Annotated in this window: 18 protein-coding genes; 13 read left to right on the top strand and 5 right to left on the bottom strand. The window is 73.4% G+C overall.

Going from position 1 to position 23,435, the window contains the following annotated elements; genetic code table 11:
• The 6 genes from ACIPXB_RS36210 to ACIPXB_RS36235 form a co-directional block, all read left to right on the top strand.
• On the top strand, nucleotides 1-2,943 hold a 2,943-nt coding region (locus ACIPXB_RS36210; RefSeq protein WP_401457098.1), incomplete at its 5' end, for an amino acid adenylation domain-containing protein.
• 21 nt (nucleotides 2,944-2,964) lie between these two features.
• On the top strand, nucleotides 2,965-3,945 hold the full coding sequence (locus tag ACIPXB_RS36215) for a TauD/TfdA family dioxygenase (RefSeq protein WP_401457101.1): 981 nt from the start codon (nucleotides 2,965-2,967) through the stop codon (nucleotides 3,943-3,945).
• Nucleotides 3,945-5,261, top strand: coding sequence for an MFS transporter (locus ACIPXB_RS36220; protein ID WP_401457104.1), 1,317 nt, complete (start codon nucleotides 3,945-3,947; stop codon nucleotides 5,259-5,261). Before ACIPXB_RS36215 ends, ACIPXB_RS36220 begins: the two co-directional genes overlap by 1 nt.
• A gap of 72 nt (nucleotides 5,262-5,333) precedes the next feature.
• On the top strand, nucleotides 5,334-6,512 hold the full coding sequence (locus ACIPXB_RS36225; protein ID WP_401457106.1) for a cytochrome P450: 1,179 nt from the start codon (nucleotides 5,334-5,336) through the stop codon (nucleotides 6,510-6,512).
• Between the two features lie 65 nt (nucleotides 6,513-6,577).
• Nucleotides 6,578-7,420, top strand: coding sequence for an ArsR/SmtB family transcription factor (locus ACIPXB_RS36230; RefSeq protein ID WP_401457109.1), 843 nt, complete (start codon nucleotides 6,578-6,580; stop codon nucleotides 7,418-7,420).
• Nucleotides 7,421-7,433: 13 nt separating this feature from the next.
• A complete protein-coding gene (locus ACIPXB_RS36235) occupies nucleotides 7,434-8,147 on the top strand; it encodes a thioesterase II family protein (protein ID WP_401457111.1) in 714 nt (237 codons plus the stop codon).
• A gap of 9 nt (nucleotides 8,148-8,156) precedes the next feature.
• On the opposite strand, the gene ACIPXB_RS36240 is transcribed toward ACIPXB_RS36235, so the two are convergent.
• Genes ACIPXB_RS36240 through ACIPXB_RS36250 form a run of 3 tightly spaced genes read right to left on the bottom strand, consistent with a single transcriptional unit; the run spans nucleotide 8,157 to nucleotide 12,207 of the window.
• Nucleotides 8,157-9,359 carry an NAD(P)/FAD-dependent oxidoreductase gene (locus ACIPXB_RS36240; protein ID WP_401457113.1) on the bottom strand — a complete coding sequence of 401 codons (1,203 nt, stop codon included), beginning with the start codon at nucleotides 9,357-9,359 and terminating at the stop codon, nucleotides 8,157-8,159.
• The gene (locus ACIPXB_RS36245) at nucleotides 9,356-10,771 is read right to left on the bottom strand and encodes an FAD-dependent oxidoreductase (protein WP_401457115.1); all 1,416 of its coding nucleotides are present in this window, start codon (nucleotides 10,769-10,771) and stop codon (nucleotides 9,356-9,358) included. Before ACIPXB_RS36245 ends, ACIPXB_RS36240 begins: the two co-directional genes overlap by 4 nt.
• Nucleotides 10,768-12,207, bottom strand: a complete 1,440-nt coding sequence (locus ACIPXB_RS36250; RefSeq protein WP_401457118.1) for an FGGY family carbohydrate kinase — start codon at nucleotides 12,205-12,207, stop codon at nucleotides 10,768-10,770. Before ACIPXB_RS36250 ends, ACIPXB_RS36245 begins: the two co-directional genes overlap by 4 nt.
• Nucleotides 12,208-12,630: 423 nt before the next feature.
• Here ACIPXB_RS36250 and ACIPXB_RS36255 point away from each other — a divergent pair, with 423 nt between their 5' ends.
• A complete protein-coding gene (locus ACIPXB_RS36255; protein ID WP_401457158.1) occupies nucleotides 12,631-13,611 on the top strand; it encodes a hypothetical protein in 981 nt (326 codons plus the stop codon).
• Nucleotides 13,612-13,824: 213 nt separating this feature from the next.
• Entirely contained in the window at nucleotides 13,825-15,357 is a 1,533-nt protein-coding gene (locus ACIPXB_RS36260; protein ID WP_401457120.1) for an amino acid permease, read from the top strand.
• A gap of 83 nt (nucleotides 15,358-15,440) precedes the next feature.
• Here the strand turns inward: ACIPXB_RS36260 and ACIPXB_RS36265 are convergent, their stop codons facing one another.
• Nucleotides 15,441-16,496, bottom strand: coding sequence for an aldo/keto reductase (locus ACIPXB_RS36265; protein ID WP_401457122.1), 1,056 nt, complete (start codon nucleotides 16,494-16,496; stop codon nucleotides 15,441-15,443).
• Nucleotides 16,497-16,588: 92 nt separating this feature from the next.
• Between ACIPXB_RS36265 and ACIPXB_RS36270 the strand changes: the two genes are divergently transcribed.
• Both ACIPXB_RS36270 and ACIPXB_RS36275 read left to right on the top strand, forming a co-directional pair.
• Nucleotides 16,589-17,344 (top strand): TetR/AcrR family transcriptional regulator, encoded by a 756-nt coding sequence (locus tag ACIPXB_RS36270; RefSeq protein WP_401457124.1) that lies wholly within the window; start codon nucleotides 16,589-16,591, stop codon nucleotides 17,342-17,344.
• A 231-nt stretch (nucleotides 17,345-17,575) separates the two neighbouring features.
• Entirely contained in the window at nucleotides 17,576-18,031 is a 456-nt protein-coding gene (locus ACIPXB_RS36275; protein ID WP_401457126.1) for a hypothetical protein, read from the top strand.
• Nucleotides 18,032-18,091: 60 nt separating this feature from the next.
• On the opposite strand, the gene ACIPXB_RS36280 is transcribed toward ACIPXB_RS36275, so the two are convergent.
• Entirely contained in the window at nucleotides 18,092-20,074 is a 1,983-nt protein-coding gene (locus tag ACIPXB_RS36280; RefSeq protein ID WP_401457127.1) for a hypothetical protein, read from the bottom strand.
• 255 nt (nucleotides 20,075-20,329) lie between these two features.
• Between ACIPXB_RS36280 and ACIPXB_RS36285 the strand changes: the two genes are divergently transcribed.
• Genes ACIPXB_RS36285 through ACIPXB_RS36295 form a run of 3 tightly spaced genes read left to right on the top strand, consistent with a single transcriptional unit; the run spans nucleotide 20,330 to nucleotide 23,435 of the window.
• The gene (locus ACIPXB_RS36285; RefSeq protein WP_401457128.1) at nucleotides 20,330-21,667 is read left to right on the top strand and encodes an ABC transporter substrate-binding protein; all 1,338 of its coding nucleotides are present in this window, start codon (nucleotides 20,330-20,332) and stop codon (nucleotides 21,665-21,667) included.
• Nucleotides 21,664-22,611 (top strand): carbohydrate ABC transporter permease, encoded by a 948-nt coding sequence (locus tag ACIPXB_RS36290; protein ID WP_401457129.1) that lies wholly within the window; start codon nucleotides 21,664-21,666, stop codon nucleotides 22,609-22,611. The genes ACIPXB_RS36285 and ACIPXB_RS36290 overlap by 4 nt, the downstream gene beginning before the upstream one ends.
• Nucleotides 22,608-23,435, top strand: coding sequence for a carbohydrate ABC transporter permease (locus ACIPXB_RS36295; RefSeq protein ID WP_401457130.1), 828 nt, complete (start codon nucleotides 22,608-22,610; stop codon nucleotides 23,433-23,435). The genes ACIPXB_RS36290 and ACIPXB_RS36295 overlap by 4 nt, the downstream gene beginning before the upstream one ends.

The following is a 23,435-nucleotide window of genomic DNA, read 5'->3' on the forward strand; positions in this document are numbered from 1 at the left end:
GTGCCGCTGGATCCCGCGTATCCGGCGGACCGGCTGGCCTACATGCTGGCGGACTCCGGGGCCGAACTGCTGGTCACCCACCGCGGACTGAACCGTCAACTGCCGGTCGGCAGCACGCGGGTGGTGGACCTGGACGCCGACGCCGGGGTGATCGCGGCCCGGCCCGCCTCCACCCCCGAGACGGACACCACGGGCACGCACCTCGCGTACGTGATCTACACGTCGGGCTCGACGGGCCGTCCCAAGGGCGTGGCGGTCGAGCACCGGACGGTGCTGAACCTGCTGGCCAACTGCCAGCCGGCGTACGGCTTCGGCGCGGACGACGTGTGGACGGTGTTCCACTCGTACGCCTTCGACTTCTCGGTGTGGGAGCTGTGGGGTGCGTTGATCACCGGGGGCCGGGCGGTGGTCGTGCCGCACGACACGGCGCGCAGCCCGGAGGCGATGTGGCAGCTGCTGCGCGACGAGGGCGTGAGCGTCTTCAACCAGACCCCGTCGATGTTCCGCGAGCTCGTCGAACAGGCCGTCCGGTCCGAGGCCCCGGTGCCCGCCGCTCTGCGGTGGGTGGTGTTCGGAGGTGAGGCGCTGGAGCCCAAGCACCTGCTGGCGTGGTTCGAGCGGTATGCCGGGGGGTCGGGCGCGCGGCTGGTGAACATGTACGGGATCACCGAGACCACCGTGCACGTCACCTACCAGGAGATCACCGCCGAGCACCTCGCCGCCGGAGGCCGGCTGCCGGCGGGGCGGCCGCTGCCCAGCTACCGGGTCCTGCTCCTCGACGAGCACCGCCGGCCCGTCCCGGTCGGGGTCGCCGGCGAGATCTACGTCGCGGGCGGCGGCCTCGCGCGGGGCTATCTGCACCGCCCCGATCTGACGGAGGAACGTTTCCCCCTCAACCCGTACGGCGCCCCCGGCGAGCGGATGTACCGCTCCGGCGACGTGGCCCGCTGGCTGGCCGACGGCACGCTCGAACATCTCGGCCGGGCCGACGACCAGGTCAAGATCCGCGGGTTCCGTATCGAGCTCGGCGAGATCGAGACGGCCTTGGTGCGCCACGACCTGGTGCGCGAGACTGTCGTGATCGCCCACCAGGGCGCCGACGGCCACAAGCGCCTTGTCGCCTACGTCGTCGCCGACGAGGCGATCCCCACCGCGGACCTGCGCGCCCACCTGGCGCGGACCCTGCCCGACTACATGGTCCCGGCGCTCTTCGTCCCGCTGGAGCGGCTCCCGCTCACCCCCAGCGGCAAGGTGGACCGGCGCGCCCTGCCCGCCCCCGAACTGCGCACCGAACAGCTCGGCACGCCCTACACCGCCCCGCGCGACGCCACCGAGGAGGCCCTGGCCGAGGTCTGGTCGGAGGTGCTGGGCGTGGAGAAGGTCGGCGTCCACGACAACTTCTTCGACCTCGGCGGCGATTCGATCCTCTCCATCCAGGTCATCTCCCGGGCCCGCCAGGCGGGCCTGAAGCTGAGCTCGAAGCTCCTGTTCGTCCACCAGACGGTGGCCGAACTGGCCGCCGTCGTGGAACACACCGCGGCCGCGGCCGAGGCCGATGGCGAAACGCCCGCCGCCGTCACGGGGGCCGTCGAACTCACCCCGATCCAGCGGTGGTTCTTCGACACGCACACCGTCGATCCGCGCCGGTACGCTATGTCGGTGCACGTGGGCCTGGCCCCCGACACCGACCCCGCGCTCCTGGAGCGGGCCCTGGCAGCGGTCGTGGACCACCACGACGCCCTGCGCATGCGCTTCGCCCAGGACGCCGCCACCGGCACCTGGACCCAGGAGTACGGCGAGCGCGCCGCCGGCCTGCTCGCCGTACGGGACCTGACCACCCTCGCGACCGGCACCGGACAGGCCCTGCACGCCGCCGCGGAGGAGGCGCAGAGCGCCCTCGACCCGGCCACCGGCGCCGTCGTACGGGGTGTCTTCCTGCGCATGCCCGCCGGCGAGGCCCCCCGGCTGTTCCTGGCCGTGCACCACCTGGTGATGGACGGCGTGTCCTGGCGGGTGCTCCTGGAGGACCTGGCCGCGGCGTACGAACAGCTCGCCGCAGCGGGTACGGTGGACCTCGGGCCGAAGTCCAGCAGCTACCAGCTGTGGGCGCGGCGCCTCACCGACCACGTCCGCTCGGGCGCCCTCGACCACGAGAGCGCGTACTGGCAGAAGGCCTCCGGCGGCGCGGTGGACATCCCGTGCGACGGCCCCGCCGACGCCGGACCGGGCACCTCCCCGACGTACGGCGAACTCGCGGTGGAATCCGCGACGCTCGGCCGCGCCGAGACCGAGGCCCTGCTGCACCGGGTGCCGGCGGTGCACCGCACGCAGATCAACGACGTGCTGCTCGCCGCCCTCGGCCGGGTCCTGAAGGACTGGGCCGGCGCCCCCGTCACGATCGCCCTCGAAGGCCACGGCCGCGAGGAACTGTTCGACGACGTGGACCTGTCCCGGACCGTCGGATGGTTCACCACGATCTACCCCGTCACCCTCGCCGTCCCGGCGGGCGACTGGGGCCCGGCGCTGAAGGCCGTCAAGAAGGGCCTGCGCAAGCTGCCCGGCCGCGGCATCGGCTACGGCGCCCTGCGCCACCTCTCCCAGCCGGGCAGCCCCGCGCACACCGCGCTGGCCGCGGCCCCGTACCCGAGGATCAGCTTCAACTACCTCGGCCAGTGGGACGCCGGGACCGGGACCGGGACCAGCGGCGCCGGCGGCGGCGACGGCACCGGCCTGGTCCGGGACCGCTTCGACAGCCTCGGCGCCGACCAGGCCGCCGCGCAGCCGCGCCCGCACCTGATCGACATCGTGGCCGCCGTCAGCGACGGCGAGCTGCGCGTCGACTGGATGCACGCCCCCGCCACCCACACCCCCACCACCGTCCGCGCCCTCGCGGACGCCTTCCTCGACGCACTGCGGCAGATCGCCGCGACCACCGGTAACTGACGAAACGCAAAGGATGTTGTTGTGGCCCGATACGTGCTGAACGACACGGAGAAGACCGAGGTGGCGCGGATCGCCGACGCCTTCCTCGCCGCCCACCCCGTCTGGACCCCCATGGAGTACGCGGACCGGATCCGCGTCGAGTCCGAGCGACTGCCCGTGGGCGTACGGCAGTTCCTCGTCGCCGCCCGCGCCGCCGAGGACGCGGTCATCGCCGTGGCGAACCTGCCCGTCGACGAGAACCTCGTCCCCACCCCGCCGAGCTGGCAGGTCGCCGAGAAGGAGGGCGCCGCGATCCGTGAGGAACTGGTGCTGCTCCTGATCGCCTCCGTCCTCGGCGACCCGTTCGCCTGGACCAACCAGCAGAACGGCCGCCTCGTCCACGACGTGTGCCCCTCCAAGGGCCAGGAGGCCTCCCTCACCAGCGCCAGCAGCGAGCAGCAGCTCACCCTGCACACCGAGGACGTCTTCCACACCTGCCGCGGCGACTACGTGGCGCTGATGTGCCTGCGCAACCCCGACGGCGTGGGCACCACCGTGGCGGAGGTCGACGCCGTCGAGGTGTCCGGACCGCTGCGCGAGGTGCTGCACCAGGACCGGTTCCGGTTCTTCCCGGACGACTCGCACGAGGTCGTCCCGCTGCACACGGCCGAGCACCCCTCCGCCCTGGAGGAGCGCCCGCACGAGGTCGCCTCGGTGCTCTTCGGCCCCGAGGACTCCCCGTACCTGCGCATCGACGCCGACTTCACCAGCCCCGTCGAGGGCGACGAGGAGGCCGGGCGGGCCATGGACGCCGCCGCCCGGCAGCTGGCGGCCGCCGCGCGGCGCGTCGTACTGAGCCCCGGCGAGGCCGCGTTCATCGACAACTACCGGGTCATCCACGGCCGGGACACCTTCACCCCGCGCTACGACGGCACCGACCGCTGGCTCAAGCGCACCAGCATGGTGCGCGACCTGCGCCGTACGTACGTCCACACCAAGTCGCGCTCGCGGCTGCTCGCCTGATGGCGGCGGCCGGACAGCGGGACCGGCGGCAGGGCCGCGGGTTCACCCTGCTGTGGACGAGCCAGGCGTTCAGCGAGTTCGCGTACAGCACCTCGCTGATCGTGCTGCCGCTGCTGGCCCTGGCGATCACCGGATCGCCGTCCCAGGCGGGCGTCATCGGCTTCGTCGACGCGGCGGCCATGCTCCTGGCGGGCCTGCCCGCCGGGGCGGTCGCCGACCGGTATGACCGCCGGTCGGTGATGCTGTGGTGCGAGGCCGCCCTGGTGGCGGTCTTCGGCGGGCTCGCCCTGCTGCTGTGGGCCGGGCAGGTCTCCCTGCCCGCCCTGGTGGTGCTCGCGCTGGTCAACGGCGCGGCCACGGCCATGATGATGGCGGCGGGCGAGGCGATGATCCCGGGCCTGGTCCCGGAGGAGAGACTGCCGCGGGCCGTGGCCATGAACTCGGCGCGCACGTACGCCGGCCACCTCGCCGGGAACGCGGCCGGCGGCTTCCTGCTGGCGGTCAGGAACGCCTTCCCGTTCGTCGTGGGGTGCGCCGCGCACCTGGTGGGGCTGGTGCTGCTGCTGTTCATGAAACGCCAGCCCCCGGCGGCCCCTGCCGCCCCGGCCGACCCCGCTGCCCCGGCCACCCCCGCCGGTGGCCGCGGCGGTGCGGGGGAGCTGCTGGAGGGGGTCCGGTGGCTCGCCCGCCACCCCTACCTGCGCCTGGGCCTGGCCTTCGCGACGGCGACCAACCTCTTCTTCGGCGCCGTCTACTTCATCGTGATCGCCTCGGCGCAGGGCGGCGGCATGGCCACCGGACTCATCGGTGTCATGGCCGGCCTGGTCGGCGCCGGCGGCCTGCTGGGCGCCCTGGCCGCGCCGCTGCTGATGAAGGCCCTGCCCGGCTCCCGGCCGATCATCGTCGTGCTGTGGCTGTTCGCGGCGTGCACGGCGGGGATCGCGCTGCTCCCCGGCAGCTGGACCCCCGGCGTCCTGCTGGGCGCCATCGCGTTCGCCGCGCCGACGTCCAGCGCCTGCTTCACCACGTACCAGCTGCTGCTGACCCCCGACAGCCACCGGGGACGCGTCATCAGCGTGGCCGGGATCGCCAGCGGCGCCGGCGGCGCGATCGCCCCGCTCGCGGGCGGTGTGCTGCTGGACCTCACGGGCCGCTCCACCGCCCTGCTGGTCTGCGCCGTCCTGGCGGCCGTCAGCGCACTGGCGGCGGTCCTGAGCCCCGTCCTGCGCCGGGCACCCCGGCTGCCCGGCGCGGAACCCGCCGCGCGGGAGCTGCCCGAGCCGGAGCTGCCCGAGCCGGAGAAGGCCCCGGCGTGACCCCCTCGTTCCCCCTCCTCCCAGCGCGTTCCCTCACGCGCTCCCCCGACAGACAGGCGAAGACAGATCACCATGACCATCGATCTGGCACACCCCGATCTTTACACCACCGACGACCGCTTCGAGATGTGGCGGGAGTACGTCGCCTCGGACGCGAAGATCTGGAGCGGGCCGGGCCTCTCGCCGGGCGGCTTCTGGTCGGTCTTCTCGCACCGTGACGTCGCCGCGGTCCTTTCCCCCAAGGCCCCCTTCACCTCCGAGCACGGCATGATGATCGGCTTCGACGCCGAGCACGCGGACACCTCCGGCGGCCGGATGCTCGTGGTCAGCGAGGGCGACTGGCACACCGTGCTCAAGCGCCTCATCGGCCCGTTCCTGTCCCGGCTGCGCGCCCCCGAACTGGAATCGGTGCTGCGGCACGAGGTGAAGGAGATCGTCGAACGGCTGAAGTCCGAGGAGACCACCGACATCGCCCTGGAAGTGGGCCCCCGGCTGCCCGCCGCCATCGTCTGCGAGGTCATCGGCGTTCCGATCGGCGAGCGCGAGCAGCTGATCGAGCTGACGAACCACGCGTTCGGCGGCGAGGACAGCTCCTTCTCGAAGATGACTCCGGCCGAGGCGCACACCGAGATCCTCTTCTACTTCCACGAGCTGATCGAACGCCGGCAGCGGCAGCCCGGGACGGACCTGGTCAGCGCCCTGCTCGCGGACGGCCGGCTGTCCACCGAGGACGTGCTGATCAACTGCGACAACGTGCTGATCGGCGGCAACGAGACGACCCGGCACTCGATCACCGGCGCCTTCCACGTCTTCCAGAAGTTCCCCGGCACGCTGGACGCCCTGCACGCCGACCCCGAGCTCACCGACCGGGCCGTGGAGGAGCTCGTCCGCTGGACCTCCCCGGCCGCGCACGTCCTGCGCGTGGCCACCGAGGACTGCGTCGTCGGCGGCCAGGAGATCCGCAAGGGCCAGGCGGTGGTGGCCTGGCTCTCGGCCGCCAACCGCGACGAGCGGCTCTTCCCCGACCCGCACACCTTCCTGCCCGGGCGCACCCCCAACCGGCACCTCGGCTTCGGCACCGGACCGCACCACTGCCTGGGCGCGGCGCTGGCCCGGGTCGAACTGAAGGAGCTGCTGCGGCAGCTGGCCGCCGAGGCACGCGGGGTGCGGCTCGCCGGTGAGCTGCGGTGGATGCGCTCGAACCTCGTCCAGGGCTACAGCAGCCTGCCGGTGTCGATGGAGTGGCGCTGACCGGGGTGGCGCCCGCCGTCCCCATTTGCTTATGATCATGAGGAATTAGCCGGGGGAGCGTTGGTTTGCTGGAATTGCGCCTCAATGTCGAGGATATCGCCCGTGTCCGTGTCATCAGCACGCTGGGAGCGTCGTTCGAAACCCATTTCGCCTGGGCCCGGCTGACGGACCAGCAGCGCGACGGGTTCGCCGAATGGCGCCGGGCGGCGCGGATCCGGATGCGCCGCGTCTCGGCCGCGCACGGCGCACCGTCCGCCCCGTCCGGCCCGCCCGCGATGGAGCCCGCGCTCTCCCTGCTGGAGACCCTCACCTCGCCCGTCCCGCGCGAGACGGACCTGTTCCACACGGCGGCCGTCCAGCCGTTCTGGGACCGCATCCTGCGTACCCTGAAGGCCGAACGCGACGCCTGCGGACGGGCCATGCTCGCCGGCGGGATGGAGCACGTGCTCAACAGCCTGCACGGCAGCGTCCGCTGGGAGGCGCCGGTGCTGCGAATCGACAACTCCCAGCCCGGGCGGCAGACGGACCTGGCCGGGCGGGGCCTGACGCTCGTCCCCTCCCTGTTCGCGCCCCAGCCCTTCCTCATCGACGCGGCCCTGGGCTGGTCCGGCCTGCCCGTCCTCGTCTACAACGTCACCCCGGCGCCCGAGGCCGCCGCCGCGCTGTGGCAGGGTCGGGAGGGCGAGTCCGCCCTGCGGGCCCTGCTGGGCCGCACCCGGGCGGACGTCCTGGTCACCCTCCAGGACGCCCGCTCGACGGGGGAGATCGCCGAACAGCTCCAGATCTCCAACCCTTCGGCCAGCAAGCACGTCACGGTCCTGCGCCGGGCCGGTTTCGTGACCACGGAACGCAGGGAGAACTCCTCGGTCCACCTCCTCACCCCCCTGGGTGAGGCCATACTCGGCTGACGAATCGAGCCCCATGTCCTACCTGGTACGCCACCGCCCCCTGCCCGCGCCGCCCCTGCGCCTGGTGTGCTTCCCGCACGCCGGCGGCAGCGCGAGCTTCTTCCGGTCCTGGTCCCGCCCGCTGGACCCCTCGGTCGAGCTCCTCGCCGTCCAGTACCCGGGCCGTGAGAGCCGCTTCGCCGAGCCCCTGGTCCCGGCCATGGACACCCTGGCGGCGGCGGTCGCCGCCGAACTCCTGGCCGAGGACCCCGTGCCCACCGTGCTGTTCGGGCACAGCATGGGCGCGGCGGTGGCGTACGAGACGCTGCTGCTCCTGGAGGCGGCCGGGACCACCCACGTGCGACGGCTGTGCGTCTCGGGCCGCCGCAGGGACCCCGCCCCCCGCGAGCGGATCCGCGACGACGAGGACGTGATCGCCTCGGTCACCGCGCTGGGCGCCACGAACGCGGCCGTGTGGGAGGACCCCGACCTGCGCGAGCTGCTGCTGCCGATCCTGCGCAACGACTACCACCTGATCGACAGTTACCGGCCCCGCCCGGACGCCCCGCGGCTGCGCGCGGAGGTCGTCGCCCTGACCGGCGACCGCGACCCCCAGGTCACGCCCGAGGAGGTGGAGCGGTGGCGGGAGGTGACCGACGGGCCGTTCTCGGCCCATGTCTTCGAGGGCGACCACTTCTACCTGACCCCGCAGGTGGAGCAGGTGGTCCGGGTGGTGTCCGGCCCCTGACAGCATCGGTCAGCCCAGTCCCACGACGACCGGGCCGCCCGCCCGCTCGACCCGCGCCGTCCACCCCGGCGGCAGCCGCAGCGACCGCGCCGGCGAGACCGGGCCCGGGATCCGCCGCCGCCACAGCAGCCGGCCGTCCTGGGCGACCGTCACCACCGGTGCGGTCAGCGCCTCCCCGGAGCGCAGCCGCAGCGGCCGGTCGAAGACGCCCGTGACCCGGTTCGGCGTCACCCACACCAGCGGCGCCCGCACGAGCAGCGGCGGGCCGGGCTCGGGCCAGGGCGCGCCCGCCAGGTGCGCCAGCACCGGGGCCGCCGCGGCGGCGCCCTCCGCGGCCGCCGTGCCGGCCCGTTCGATACCGCGCAGGGCGTTGCCGACGGCGAAGACACCGGGCACCGACGTACGGAAGGCCGCGTCCACGGCGGGTCCACGGGTGCCCGCGTCCAGGCCGACGCCCCCGTGGCGAGCCAGTTCGTGGTCGGGGATCCAGTCGCCCGTGAACACCACCGTGTCGCAGGCGAGCACCCCGTACCGGCCGTCCGCGTGCCGGACGGCGACGCCCGACAGCCGCCCCCGGCCCCGCAGTTCGGCCACCGTCGTGGCCGTCAGCAGCGCCGCCCCCGGCACGGCGGCGGCCCGCGGCCGTTCCGTGACCACCGCCACCACGCGGGTGCCCGCCCGGCGCAGCGTACGGACGGCGTGCCGGGCCACCGGACCGGCGCCCACCACCACGGCCCGCCGGCCGACGTCCTGGCCGTAGCGGTGGACCGCCTGCTGCACCTCCCCGGTGGTCAGCACACCGGCCGGCCGCGATCCCGGCACCAGGCGGGCGCTGCGCGGGCGTTCCCGGGCGCCGGTGGCCAGGACCACCGCCCGGGCCGTGATCCGTTCCAGGCCCGCCGGGCTCGTCGTGGTGAGGGTCAGCGGCCCGGCCCAGCCGGTGGCGCTCACCCCGGTGCGGACCGCGGCCCCGGCGGCCAGCGCCGCCCGGACGGCCCGCCGCGCGTACGCCGGGCCCGCGAGCCAGGGGCGCGGCGGGTCCCCGAAGCCGCCGTGCCGGCAGTGCCGGGGCACCCCGCCCGCCTCCTCCTCGCGTTCGAGGACCTCGACCCGCCCCGCGCCGGCCGCCGCCACCCGGGCGGCCAGCGCCAGCCCGGCGGGACCGGCCCCGACGACCAGCACGTCCACCGCGCGCTCGCGCACCCCGTTCACCGGCGGGCCCCCTCGAACAGCGCGCGGACGGCGGCCCCGCAGTGGAAGCCCTGACAGCGCCCGCCCCGCGCCCGGGTGCGCCGCCGCAGGCCCTCCAGCGAGGCGGGCGGGACGGTCGCCGCGAGGGCGTCGCGGATCTCCCCGCGGGTCACCCGCTCGCAGTGGCAGACGATCCTGCCGTACTCCGGGTCCGCCGCGATCCGTTCCGCGTCCCGGTACGGCCGGGGGAACGCCTCGCCCAGGTTCGGCATCCGCACCGGCTCCGGCTCGCGCGCCCCGGTCACGTCCAGACCGCCCTCCGCCAGCAGCTCCACCACGTGGGCGGCGATCGCCATCGAGGCCGTCAGCCCCGTCGAACGGATCCCGCCCACCGCGACGTACCGCTGCGCGGGGTACGCCGAGATCGCGTAGTCGTCGTGCTCGGTGGCCGCCCGCAGCCCGGCGTACACGGCGGTGACCTCCTCCTCCAGCAGGGCCGGCAGGATCCGCCGGCCCTTCTCGCGCAGCAGCGCGAGCCCGTCGGCCGTCGAACCGGTGGCCGTCCTGTCGTCCAGGTCCTCGGCGGTCGGCCCGAGCAGCACGTTGCCGTACACCGTCGGCGACACCAGCACGCCCTTGCCGAGCGCGCCCGGCACCGGCAGCAGGATGTGCCGCACCAGCGGGCGCGCCAGCTTGTCGAAGACGATCAGCTGGCCACGCCGGGGCGTCACCGTGAAGCCGTCCCGGCCCAGCAGCCGGTCGAGGTCGTCGGCGTACAGGCCCGCCGCGTTGACCAGGTACCGGGTGCGCAGCCGCCCTCGGCTCGTGGCCAGCGTGTGCGGATCACCCGGATCACCCGGATCGCCCGGGGCGACCGCCGTGACCCGGCAGCCGAGGTGCAGGTCGACACCGGCGCGCACGGCCTGGGTGGCGTACGCGAGGGTGGTCGTCCAGGGACAGATGACGGACTCGCCCGGTACGTGGAGCGCCCCCAGCGCGCCGGGCCCGAGCTCCGGCTCGCGGGCCCGCACCTCCTCGGCCGGTACGATCCGGGCCGCCCGGTAGCCATTGCGCACCGCCTTCTCCGCCAGGCCGGGCAGGGCGGCCAGCTGCTCCTCGTCCCAGGCCACCAGCAGCGCCCCGAGGGGCTCCACCGGGATGCCGCTCTCGGCGGCGTACGCGGCGAGCCGCCGCTGCCCCTCCCGGACGAGGCGGGACTCCAGGGAGCCGGGCACCGCGTCGAAACCGGTGTGCAGGATGCCGGTGTTGGCCTTGGAGGTGCCCTCGCCCACGTCGTCGCAGGCTTCCACCACGGCGGTGCGCAGGGGCAGCCGGGCCAGCTCGCGGGCGATCGCCGTCCCCACCACGCCGCCGCCGACGACCGTCACGTCGTACGTCCCGCCGGGCAGGGCGCCGCCGGTGGTGACGCTCATGCCGGTCCGGCGTCGAGCAGGGCGGCGACCGCCGTACGGAACCGCGCCCGGCGTTCGGCCGCCCGCCCGGCGTCCGCCGCCGGTTCGTACACGGCGGACGGCTCCCACCGCGGGACGGCCTCGGCGACGGTGAGCGCGCGGTCGTACCCGAGGCGGGCGACCGCGCCGACGCCGAGCGCGGTGACGTCCGGCAGCGCCGAGACCTCGACGGGGATCTGGAGCAGATCGGCCTGGGCCTGCATCAGCAGCGCGGACCGGGTCAGCCCGCCGTCCACCCGCAGCGCGGTGAGCGGCGCGCCCAGGTCGGCGGCGGCCGCGTCGGCGAGCTCCGCCACCTGGGCCGCGATGCCGTCGCACAGCGCGCGCACCAGGTGCCCGGCCGTGGTGTCCAGGCCCAGACCGGACACCGAGCCCCGCAGATCGCCCCGCCACCAGGGGGCGGCGAGCCCGGCGAGCGCGGGGACGAAGGTGACGCCACCGGCGTCCGGGACGCTCCCGCCGACCGTGTCGATGTCCTCGGCGCCGGAGATCACGCCGAGCTCGGTGAGCCAGCGCACGGCCGACGCGGCCGTGTAGACCTGGCCGTCCAGGCAGTAGCTGGTGCGGCCGGCGAGCCGCCAGGCCACACAGCCGACCAGACCCGTGGTGCTGCGGCGGGGGAGCGGACCGCTCTGCGCGAGCAGGAACGCCCCCGTGCCGTAGGTGCACTTGGCGGTGCCGGGCTCGGTGACGCGCTGGGCGAGCAGCGCCGCCTGCTGGTCCACGAGCAGCCCGGTCAGCGGGAGTTCGGGCCCGAAGGCGGTGGTGGTGCCGACCGGGGTGTCCGCGTCGACGACGGCGGGCAGCCGCTCGTCCGCGAGGCCGAAGGCGTCGAGCGCCGGCCGCGACCAGTCGACGGTGTCGAGATCGAGCAGCTGGGTCCGGCCGGCGGTCGCCGCGTCGGTCACGAACGCACCGGTGAGCCGGTGTACCAGCCATACGTCGCTGGTCGTCACGACGCCCTGCCGGGTGAGGTGGCGGCGTATCCAGGCCATCTTGGGCGCGGCGAAATACGGGTCCAGCGGCAGTCCGGTCCGCTCCAGCAACGACGGTGCGTACGCCTCCAGCTCGGCGCAGAGCGGTTCGGCGCGGCGGTCCTGCCAGACGAGCGCGTCGGTCAGCGGCTCACCGCTGACCGGGTCCCAGGCGAGCACGGTCTCGCCCTGGTTGGCCAGCCCCACCGCCACCACCGGTTCACCGGCGGCCGCCAGCGCCGCCCGCCCGGCCCCGACGACCGAGTCCAGCAGCTCGCGGGGGTCGACCTCCACCCGGCCGCCGGGCAGGTAGCGGGGCCGTACGGGCGCGGAACCGGAGCCGATGACCCCGCGCTCCGGGCAGACGACGAGCGCCTTGGTCCCCGATGTGCCTTGGTCGACCGCGAGCACCGGGCCCGTCATCACCGCTCCGTCCCTGGTGTCGGCCGCCCGTCCGGCTTCCCGGCCGGGCCGCTTGATCGTCGCTGGGAAGCCTTCATCAGCGGACGCCGCCCGTCAAGATCCCTTCTGGTCGGGCGGGTTCACCGTCCGGCGATACTGACGCAAAGTCATCTCTCGGTGATGGCCGGTTACTTCCGTTCGATCGAGAATCTTGCAGCAGACGCGCACACGCGCTCTATAGTGATCGCCGATCAACGGAAAAGGACGCAGGCCGGGGGTCAACGGCAGGGCCCCTGAAGGGATTTGGGCGTCCCTGGCGACGGCATGGCTGCAGCGAGGCAGCCGAACGCCGACCGGCCCCACCCGCCACGTGATCCGAGGATTGATGACCACGACCAGCGCAAGGCACGTCCGCACCTGCCGTTCGTCGTGCGGGGCGGGGTGATGGCGGGCAGCGACTTCCGGCCCGTCTACCACCCCGCCGGCCACGACAACGAGCTGCGCGTCGCCGTCCAGGACCTGCGGACCGGGCGCTGGGTGGCGATGGCGCAGCTGCTGGAGCGCACCGGCGGCTGGGGGCTGTGGACCCAGCGCACCCAGGTCCTCGCCGCGGTCGCCGCCGGCTCCGACGTGGTCCAGGCCTGGCGGGCCGAGCAGCCGGACAGTGTCGCCGCCGCGGTGATGCACACCCGGGTCGCCGTCGAACGGGCCGTCCGCGCCCACCGGGCCGGCCACCCCCGTACGCGCGAACTGTGGCAGGAGGCCTGGCGGGCGTGCCGGGACAGCGCCGACCTCGCCCCCGCCGACCCCGTGCCCTGGGTCTGCCTGCTCGCCCTCGCCCTCCTCGACGAGGAGGTGCTGATGGACGAGCACCGCCTCCCGCCGCCCGGCCCGATGCTGCCCCCCGGGCCCTGGGGCATCCTCGCCGAGGCCGACCAGCGGGACCCGCACAACCGCGAGGCGTACCACCGGATGCTCCAGTTCATGTACGCGCGCGCGTCGGGACCGCGCTCCGAGGCCGCCAACTTCGTGCAGTGGGCCGCCGGTTCGGCCCCGACCGGCTCGGCCGTCCACGTCCTGCCGCTCTATGCCCGCGTCGAGCGCTACCGCCGCGAACGCGGCCAGGAGCGGGCCCTGGACCTGCACTGGGTCGCCGAGGACGCCATCCGCGACGCCACCCACGCCCTGGAGGCGTGGTTCCACCACGCCGACCTGGCGCACGCCTCGCCGCTGGACCTCAACCATCTCGCGCACGCGCTCTGGGGAGCCCTCCAGTTCACCGAGGCGGCCCGGGTCTTCGAGGCCGTCGGCCGGTACTGGACCACCCTGCCGTGGGCCTACCGCACCCGCGATCCGGCGGATCAGGCGCTGGCCGAGGAGGTGTTCCTGCGCGCCAGGTCCCGCAGCCTGGCCGCGGGCACCTGACAGCCTCCCGCCGCCCCGCCGCCCCGCCGCCCCGCCGCCCCCTCGGCCCCCGCCCCCGCACCGGCCGCGTCCCCGCCCCCGCACCGGCCGCGTCCCACCCCCTCACCGGCCGCGTCCCACCCCCTCACCGCACCGCACCACCCCTCGTTCCACCGCTCCACACCCCCGTGCACCACTCGTCCCCCGTGCTCCACCACCCCCGGAGGTACCGTCATGTCCCGCACTGCCTGGGCAGGCCGCCAGGATCACAAGGCACCAGCCCACCGGAACGAGGAGGAACGGCTCAGAGAGCTGGGCTACCAGCCCGTCCTCGCCCGCCGGATGGGCGGCTTCGGAAACTTCGCCATCAGCTTCTCCGTCATCTCCGTCCTCTCCGGCTGCATGACCCTCTACGGCTTCGGCCTGGGCACCGGCGGACCCTCCGTCATGCTGTGGGGCTGGGTCGGCGTCGGCCTCTTCGTGCTCTGCGTCGGGCTCGCCCTCGCCGAGGTCACCAGCGCCTACCCGACCTCGGGCGCGCTCTACTACATGGCCGACCGGCTCGGCGGACGCCGCTGGGGCTGGTACACCGGCTGGCTGAACCTGCTCGGCCTGCTCGGCGCGATCGCCGGTATCGACTACGGCGCCGCCCTGTTCACCGGAGCCTTCCTCAACCTCCAGTTCGGCTTCGAGCCCACCGCCGGCTCCACCTTCCTGATCTTCCTGGCCATCCTGCTGCTGCACGCCGTGCTCAACCTCTTCGGCGTCCGCCTCGTCAGTGTGCTCAACTCGATCAGCGTCTGGTGGCACCTGGCCGGCGTCGCCGTGATCGTCGGCGCCCTGGCGATCATCCCCGACCACCACCAGTCGCCGTCGTTCGTCTTCACCGAGTTCGTCAACGACACCGGCTGGGCCAACCCGTTCTACGTGGCGGCGATCGGCCTGCTGCTCGCCCAGTACACCTTCTCCGGCTACGACGCCTCCGCGCACCTGTCCGAGGAGACCTCCAACGCCTCCGTCTCCGCGGCCAAGGGCATCGTCCGCGCCATCTGGGTCTCCTGGATCGCCGGATTCGCGCTGCTCGCCGGTCTCACCTTCGCCATCCAGGACTACGCGGCCACCCAGAACACCGCCACGGGCGTCCCGCCCGCCCAGATCTTCCTCGACGCCCTGGGCACCGGCGGCGCCACCGCCCTGCTCCTCGTGGTGATCGTCGCGCAGCTCTTCTGCGGCAACGCCGAGGTGGCGGCCGCGAGCCGGATGGTCTTCGCGTTCAGCCGGGACAACGCGCTGCCCGGCTCGGCCCTGTGGCGCAAGGTCAGCAGCCGCACCCAGACGCCGGTCCCGGCCGTATGGCTCTCGGTGGCCGTCGCGGGTGTGCTGGCGCTGCCGTCGCTCTACTCCGCCACCGCGTACGGGGCCGTGACCGCCATCAACGTCATCGGCATCACCCCGGCCTACGCCATCCCGATCTACCTGCGGCTGCGCGCCGGTAACCGCTTCCAGCCCGGCCCGTGGAGCCTGGGCCGCTGGAGCCGTCCGATCGGCTGGATCGCCGTCATCTGGGTGGCCGTGGTCACCGTCCTGTTCTGCCTGCCGCAGAAGTCGCCGGTCACCATCGACTCGATGAACTACGCGGTGATCGCCCTCGCGGTCGTCCTGGTCCTCGCCAGCGTGTGGTGGTACGTCGCGCGCCGCTCGTACGGGACCCCGTCGGCGTACGGCACCGCCAAGGAGCAGGCCGAGATCGCCGAGGGCATCGTCTAGAAGATCCCGTACCCCTGCTGTCCCCTGCCGCCTGCAGCCCCGTCGCCGCCCGTCCTCCGCCGTGAGGGCGGGCGGCGACGCGGTTACGGCGCGGCAGGAGCCGGGGAGAGCAGCGGCGGGTTCAGGCGGGCGAAGCCCTCCTGGCGCTCGTAGGGGAAGTACGGGTAGGGGGCGGGGCGGTGGCTGACGGCGTCGAGCCGGGCGATCTGCTCCGGGGCCAGCGACCAGCCGACGGCGCCGATGTTCTGGAGCAGCTGCTCCTCGTTGCGGGCGCCGACGATGACCGAGGACACGGTGGGGCGGCGCAGCAGCCAGTTCAGGGCGACCTGGGGGACCGTCCGCCCGGTCTCCCGCGCGACCTCGTCGAGGACGTCGACGACGTCGTACAGCAGGTCCTCGTCCACCGGCGGGCCGAAATCGGCGGTCGCGTGGAGCCGGCTCCCGGCCGGCAGCGGGCTGCCGCGCCGGATCCGGCCCGTGAGGCGGCCCCAGCCCAGCGGGCTCCAGACGAGCGCGCCGACGCCCTGGTCGTGGGCGAGCGGCATGAGCTCCCACTCGTAGTCGCGGCCGACGAGGGAGTAGTAGACCTGGTGGGCAACGTAGCGCGGGAAGCCGTGCCGGTCGGCGGCGGCCAGGGACTTCATCAGCTGCCAGCCGGCGAAGTTGGAGACGCCGACGTGGCGGATCTTGCCGTCCCGGACGAGCCGGTCCAGCGCCTCCAGCACCTCCTCCACCGGTACGGACGCGTCGAAGGCGTGCAGCTGGAAGAGGTCGATGCGGTCGGTGCCGAGCCGGCGCAGGGCGTCCTCCGTGGCCCGCACGAGACGGCTGCCCGAGGTGCCGGCCCCGTCGGGGCCGTCGCCCATGGGCAGACCCGCCTTGGTCGAGATCAGCACCCGGTCGCGACGGCCCGCGACGGCCTCGCCGAGCACGGTCTCCGAGGCCCCGGCCGAGTAGACGTCGGCGGTGTCGAAGAGCGTGATGCCCGCGTCGAGGGCGATGTCGACCATCCGGCGCGCCTCGCGGACCCCGGTGTCCCCCCAGGCGCCGAACAGCGGTCCGCTGCCGCCGAAGGTTCCTGCCCCGAAGCTGAGCACCGGGACCTCGAGACCGGACGCACCGAGCTGCCTGTATTCCATGACGGACTCCTCACGTATTAATGGAACGCGTGACCCGTTAAGCTGCTCCCAAGGTAACAGGAAGGGGCTCCTAATGGAACTGGAGAACCGTTATGGCGGATGAGGGTGTGGACCGCGACGACACCGCGGCCGAGGAGCCGTCCCAGGCGGGCGCGGTCGGGCCGGGTCGGACCGGGCCGGGTCGGACCGGGCCGGGTCAGACCGGGCCGGGTCAGACCGGGCCGGGTCAGACCGGGCCGGGCACCGTGCGGCCCGGCGGGCGGACGGCCCGGGTCCGGGCCGCCGTGCTCGACGCGGCGGGCGACCTGCTGGCCGAAGCCGGGTTCGACCGGCTCGACCTGGCCGAGGTCGCCCGCCGCGCGGACGTCGGGAAGACGACCGTCTACCGCCGCTGGGGGACCCCGGCCGGGCTCGTCGCCGACCTGCTCGCGGACATGGCCGAGCAGTCCCTGCCGCGCACCGAGACCGGCTCGCTGGACGGCGACCTCCGCGCCAACGCCGCCCTCGTGGCGCGGACCCTGGCCGATCCGCGCCAGGGGCCGCTGTTCCGGGCGGTGATCGCTGCCGCGGGCACCGACCCGCGCGCCGCCGAGGCCCTGCACCGCTTCTACGCGGTCCGGGTCGCACAGTGGGCGCCCTGCGTCGAACAGGCCGTCGAGCGGGGCGAACTGCCGGCGGACACGGACCCGGAGGAGGTGATCCGCGCCGTCTCCGCCCCGCTCTACTACCGCCTGCTCACCACCCCCGCCCCGCTGGATGCCGAGGCGGCCGACCGGGCCGCCGCGGCAGCCGCGGCCGCCGCCCGCGCGGGTGTTTTCGTCCGGGTGGACCTCAGCCGCGGGCGGTGAGCGTGCGGCCGGGGTGGGGAGGCGGGCCCGGGCGGTGACGCGTCAGCCGGTGCCTGTGTCGCACCCGGAGCCCCGGCGCCGGGCGGCCGCGCCGCCGGGAGGGGCGCGTCACCGAGCGTGCGGGACCTGTTCACGCGGAGATCACCCGCGCGTTCCGGTGGCAGTGAAATATCACATTGCACACCCTCTCGGGGGACTTCCGATCAGACCCATGTGAAGGAGAACCACCGCATGAACCGCCTTGCCCCTCTCGTGGTCGGCGTCATAGGCCTGAGCGTCCTGTCGATGACTCCGGCCGGCGCCGCGGCGCTCCGGCCGGACACCGCCGAACCCGCCGTCTCCTGCGGCGCCTCCGGGCTCCAGGCGGGGCTGGCCACCCGGATCTGCGTCGAGGTCACCGGCACCACCGCCGCCGTCTACGGCACGGTCGCCCTCGCCGGCCCGCCGTCCCCGGGCAGCCCCGCGCCCCGGCCGAAGGAGCTGTTGACGACGCTGACCGCGGAGATCGTCGGCGGCGCCGCGCCCAGCGTCCAGACCCGGCCCGTCATCTTCAACTCGTCGACCCTCACGGTAAACGGTCCTGCCGTCACCGCCCCTTGCGGGTCCACCGTCCGTGGCACCTTCGGCGTGGCGTCGTACCCCTGGGCGCCGAACCCGGTCGTCCACGACGTCGTGATCGCCTGCTGAGGCCGACGGCCCGGGGCAGGCGCATGGCGACGGTCCCGCCGCCATGCGCCCGCCCCCTCGTCAGCGGACCTCGACCGTGACCGTGCGTCCGGGGGCCACGACCGGGGTCACGTAGGTGTATGTGACGCCGTCGACGACCTTGGTCCGGGCCGGCCGGGCCACCCCGTCCACCGTGACCGTCGCGTGGGTGCCGGGGAAGCGGGCCTCCCAGGTGTGGGAGGAGCGGCCGGAGGTGTGGGTCAGGGTGGACTTCGTCGCTCCGTCGTGGCGCAGGGAGAAGGACGAGTCGCCGATCCGCAGGTCGTCGATCCGCAGCCAGTCCATCCCCGACGGCAGCCGGGACTGGGTGGTCAGGGAGCGCTCCGGGGCGTCGGGGACGACCCCCATGAGGCCCTCGACGGTCTGGCCGAGCAGGGTGAAGGAGACTTCGGGGTAGTCGCCGTTGGTGCCCTGCTTGGTGTTCACGTGCTGGATGTCCTTGCGGTCGTAGACGGTCTTCATCCACTTCCACGCGGTGTCGTTGCGGTTGTTCCGGAAGAAGGTGTCCGGCAGGTACGTGAGGGCCTCGATGTTGGCGGGCCGGCCGGCGCCCGAGGCCTGCTCGTCGATGTAGTCCAGGTAGGCCTCCCGGCGCGGCCCGGGTTCCATGATCTGCTTCATCGGCATGAACCAGCTGTTCTCCTTGCCCCACCCGGTCAGCGGCCGTCCGTCCGTGGTGTAGCCGCGCACCATGTCCGCCCCTGAACCGGAGCCGCTCCAGGTGGAGTTGAAGTACGCCTTGAGGTCACGGGCCTTGGCGTCGAAGCGGCCGGCGAGTCCGTGGCTGCCCTTGGCGCGCGCGAGCGAGGCCATCGCCAGGTACGCCTGGTACTGGGAGCCGATCGCGTCCCCCGCCTCCGCGAGCGGCTCGCCGCTCAGCTCGTTGTAGCTGGCGGTGCCCTGGAAGATGCCGCCCCCGGTGCCCTCGGCCACCTTGACCGCGCCGTTGTCCTTGAGCCCGTCGTGGAGGGTGACGAACTCCTCGGTCGCGTGCCGGTAGAAGTCCCACAGGACCCGGTCCCGGAGGTAGGAGCGGTCCCCGCTCCAGCGGTAGGCCTCCTCGGCCTTCTGGACCAGCTCGAAGGTGGCCGGCACCTCGCGGACGAAGTTCGTGGGACTGCGGTAGTCGATGGAGAGGTAGGTCCTCGTGTCGAAGTTGAGGGCCCACGCCGGGTAGTACTTGTGCTCGGCGGTGGCGGAGGCGGCGAAGGAGCGGAGCATCGCCTTGTTCTCCGCGTGCAGTCCGAGGACACCCGCGCCGGCCAGCTGGTGGGCCATGTCGCGGGAGTAGTAGCCGCTGCGGTTGGCGTAACCGGCCCAGTAGGAGGCGCCGTACGTCCCGGTGCCGGTGCCGCCGGTGTTCCACTCGTCGACGTTGAGCGGCCCCACGGTCTGCGGCAGGTGGACCCAGCTGTTGGCCTTCCGCTTGGCCCAGTCGAACATCGCGACGATCTCCGGGTCCGAGGAGCTGACCCGGGGGTCGGCCGGCGAGGCGGGGGAGAGCATCACGTCGTCGGCGTTGACCCAGGCGTCCCCCGACTCGAACGCGATCTCCAGCCGGTCGCCGGGGGCCAGGGCTATCCGGCTGAGGGTGTAGCGGCGGTACTGGGAGGCGCCGGGCAGGACCTGCTCGGCGGCCACCACGCCGTTGACGCGGGCGACGTACCGGCCGTTCGGGCCGCCCGTGGCGATCCAGGCGGAGATGTCGTAGACGCCCCTGCCGGTGGACGTCACGGCCTGGGACACCTTCAGGCCGGGCCCGCCGTCGAGGTAGGCGAGCCGCGCACCGCCGTGCGGGTAGTTCGTGGCGACGCCGCTGCCGGAGGTGAACTGCCAGCCCGTGGTGCCCTGTTCGAACCCGGGGTTGACGACGGTGAGCGGGCCGGGCGCGGGTCGTCCGGCGGCGTCCGGCGGGGCCGCCGAGGCGGGGCCGCCGAGGGTGAGGGGGGCGAGCGTGGCGAGCAGGGCGAGGGCGGTCAGGAGCGGCACACGGGAACGCGTCATCAGGTTCTCCCGGGTCGGGGTCGGGGTCGGGTCGCGGTCGATGGTGCGTCGCGGTCGATGGTGCGGGGGACCGGTCGGCGCCGAGCTGGGCGCGCGGCACGCTAGCAACCACGGACGAGGGATTGCAATGAAGTTGCCAGAATCCATTGCCGAGGCCGATGAAAGTTTTCAACGAATGCTTGCAAGCGTCGAGTTGGCGTTGTTACAGTCCCGGCCAGTCGGCTTCCGCAACGGTGCGAACAGGGGTGGTCAGGCATGGAACTGGGACGGCGAAGAGTGCTGCGGATCGGCGGAGCGATCGCCGCGGGAGCCGGCCTGAGTGCCTGTTCCGGCACGGGGGACACCGGTCAGGGCGGCAGCGTCGGGGAGAAGGACCGAGGCCGCGTCACGGTCTGGTCATGGCAGGGCCCGGCCGCCGAGATGAAGGCGCTCGTACCGGAGTTCAACAAGACCTATCCGGAGATCGAGGTCACCGTCGAGGACATCGGCAACCCGGCGATCTGGGACAGGATCACCACCGCCCTGGCGGCCGGCGGTCAGGGCCTGGCCGACGTCCTGCACATCGGTGTCGACTACCTGCCGGGCTACGTGGAGAAGTTCCCCGGAGGGCTGGCCGATCTCGGTCCGCTGGGTGCGGACGCCCACAAGGACGCCTTCGCCCCGGGCATGTGGCAGACCGTGTCCCCCGACGGCAAGCGCGTCAACGCCCTGCCCTGGGAGGCGAACTCGGCGGGCTTCTACTACCGCGCGGACCTCTTCGAGGCAGCGGGGGTCGACGCCGGCGCCCTGCAGACCTGGGAGGAGACCATCGAGGCCGGCAAGAAGATCAAGGCGAAGACCGGCGCCCACCTGCTGGGCATCGACAAGCCCGCCTCCCAGGCGGACTCCGCCAACGTCTTCCAGATGCTCCTCCAGCTCCAGGGCGCCTTCTACTTCAACCACGCCGGGGAGATCACGCTCGACGCGCCGGAGGCCGTGAAGGCCATGTCGCTCATCAAGACGATGAACGACGAGGGTCTGGTCAGCGACCTCGCCGGCGGCTGGAACGCCCTGATGGCCTCCCTGAAGGAGGGCACCGCGGCCGTGCTGCCCATGCCCACCTGGTTCGGCGGCATCATCGAGGAGCAGGTGCCCGAGCAGGCGGGGAAGTGGAAGGTGCGGCTGCCGCCGCCCGTGCGCCGGGGCGGCTCCAGCGCGGCCACCGTCAACTCCACCCACCTCGCCGTCGCGGGCTCCAGCCCGAACCAGGCCGCCGCCTGGTCCTTCGTCGAGTTCGTCCTCACCCGCCCGGCCTCGCAGGTCCGGATCTACCGCGGCAAGGGCATCGCCCCGGCCCTGATGAAGGCCTACGACGACCCGGTCTTCCACGAGCCCTCGGCGTTCTTCGGCGGACAGAAGAGGGGCGAGGTCTTCCTCGACGCCCTCAAGGCCCCCTCGCCCGCCTTCAACTACACCGCCGACTACGCCCGTGCGCTCAAGCTCGTCACCGACGCCCAGTCCAAGGTGCTGCTGGCCGGCGCCGACCCGGCCAAGGTGCTGAAGGAGGCGGCGGAGCAGCTCGCCCGGCAGACCGGACGCAAGGTCGCGCGATGACCGGGACACTCGCCCGGCGCACGGCCACCGCCACCGCCGCCGCCACGGCCGCCCCCGCCCCGGCGGCGGCCGCGCGGTCCGCGGGGCGGCGGCGCCGGCGCATGGCCCCGTACCTCTTCGTCCTGCCGGCCCTGCTGCTGTTCGCCGCGTTCAAGGGCTATCCGATCGTCCAGTCCTTCCGGATCAGCCTCCACACCACCGCCGGCGGGACCGAGCGGTTCGCCGGCACCGGCAACTACACCCGGCTGCTGGGCGATCCGCTGTTCTGGACCGCCCTGGAGAACACCGCGGTGATCCTCGCCGTCCAGGTACCGATCATGCTGGCCCTGGCCACCGGCCTGGCGGTGGCCCTCGACTCCACCCTGCTGCGCGGCCGGGCGGTCTTCCGGCTGGGCTTCTTCCTGCCGATGGTCACCGGCCTGGTCGCCTACGGAATCATGTTCTCCGTCCTGCTCAACAAGGACTACGGACTGGTCAACTGGCTGCTGGGGCTGGCTGGCCTGGACGCCGTGCCCTGGCTGACCGACCCCCTGTGGGCGAAGGTCTCCCTCGGTCTCGCCCTGACCTGGCACTACACCGGGTACAACGCGGTGATCCTGCTCGCCCGCCTGCAGTCGGTACCGGCCGAGCTGTACGACGCGGCGGCCGTCGACGGGGCCGGGGCGTGGACCTCCTTCCGCCACGTCACCCTGCCGGGCCTGCGCCCCGCGCTCCTGCTCACCGCCGTGCTCTCCACCATCGGCACCCTCCAGGTCTTCGACGAGCCGTACGTGCTCACCGGCGGCGGCCCGGACAACGCGACCCTGACCATCGGCGTGTACCTGTACCAGAACGCCTTCAAGTACTTCGACTTCGGATACGCCTCCGCCATCGCCTACGCCCTGGCCGTCCTCATCGGTCTCCTCGGCGTGATCCAGTTCCGTCTGCTGGGGGACAAACCGTGACCACCCGCCACCGCGGCCGAGGCATCCTGCTGACCTCGGGCCTCGCCATCGTGCTCGCCGCCGTCGTCCTCCCCTTCTACTGGCTCGTGATCGCCGCCACCCACAGCTCCGCGGAGATCTTCGACAGCCCGCCGCCCCTGCTGCCCGGCGGCCATCTCGCCGCCAACCTCCAGACGCTCCAGGACACGGCGCAGTTCGGGCGGGTCGTCCTCAACTCCCTGCTCATCGCGGTCGTCTACACCGTGTGCGCGGGAGCCGTCTGCACCCTGGCCGGATACGGCTTCGCCAAGTACCGCTTCCGCGGCCGTGACGCCCTGTTCGGGCTGATCATGCTCGGCCTCGTGATCCCGGCCCACGTCACCCTCGTACCCCTCTTCCAGATGATGGCCGAGCTGCGCTGGCTGAACACCTACCAGGCCGTGATCATGCCGAATCTGGCGCTGCCCTTCGGCATCTTCCTGATGCGCCAGTCGATGGCCGCGCTCCCCGACGAGCTCCTCGACTCGGCACGCACGGACGGCTGCGGCGAACTGCGGCTGTTCTGGAAGGTGGTCCTTCCCCCGATGAGGCCGGCCCTGGCCGCCCTCGCCATCTTCCTCTTCCTCTACCAGTGGAACGATTTCGTCTGGCCGCTGGTCGTCCTGCGCGACAGCGCCTCGTACACCGTCCCGGTCGCCCTGGCCTCCCTCCAGGGCCTCGACGAGACCGACTACGGCGCCATCCTCGCCGGGACGGCGGCCGCCGCGATCCCCATGGCCCTCGTGTTCCTCGCGCTTCAGCGCCAGTTCGTCTCCGGCCTGCTCGCCGGTGCCGTGAAGGAGTGA

It is taken from the genome of Streptomyces sp. NPDC090022 (genome assembly GCF_044748145.1).
In the GTDB taxonomy this organism is placed as follows: Bacteria; Actinomycetota; Actinomycetes; order Streptomycetales; family Streptomycetaceae; genus Streptomyces.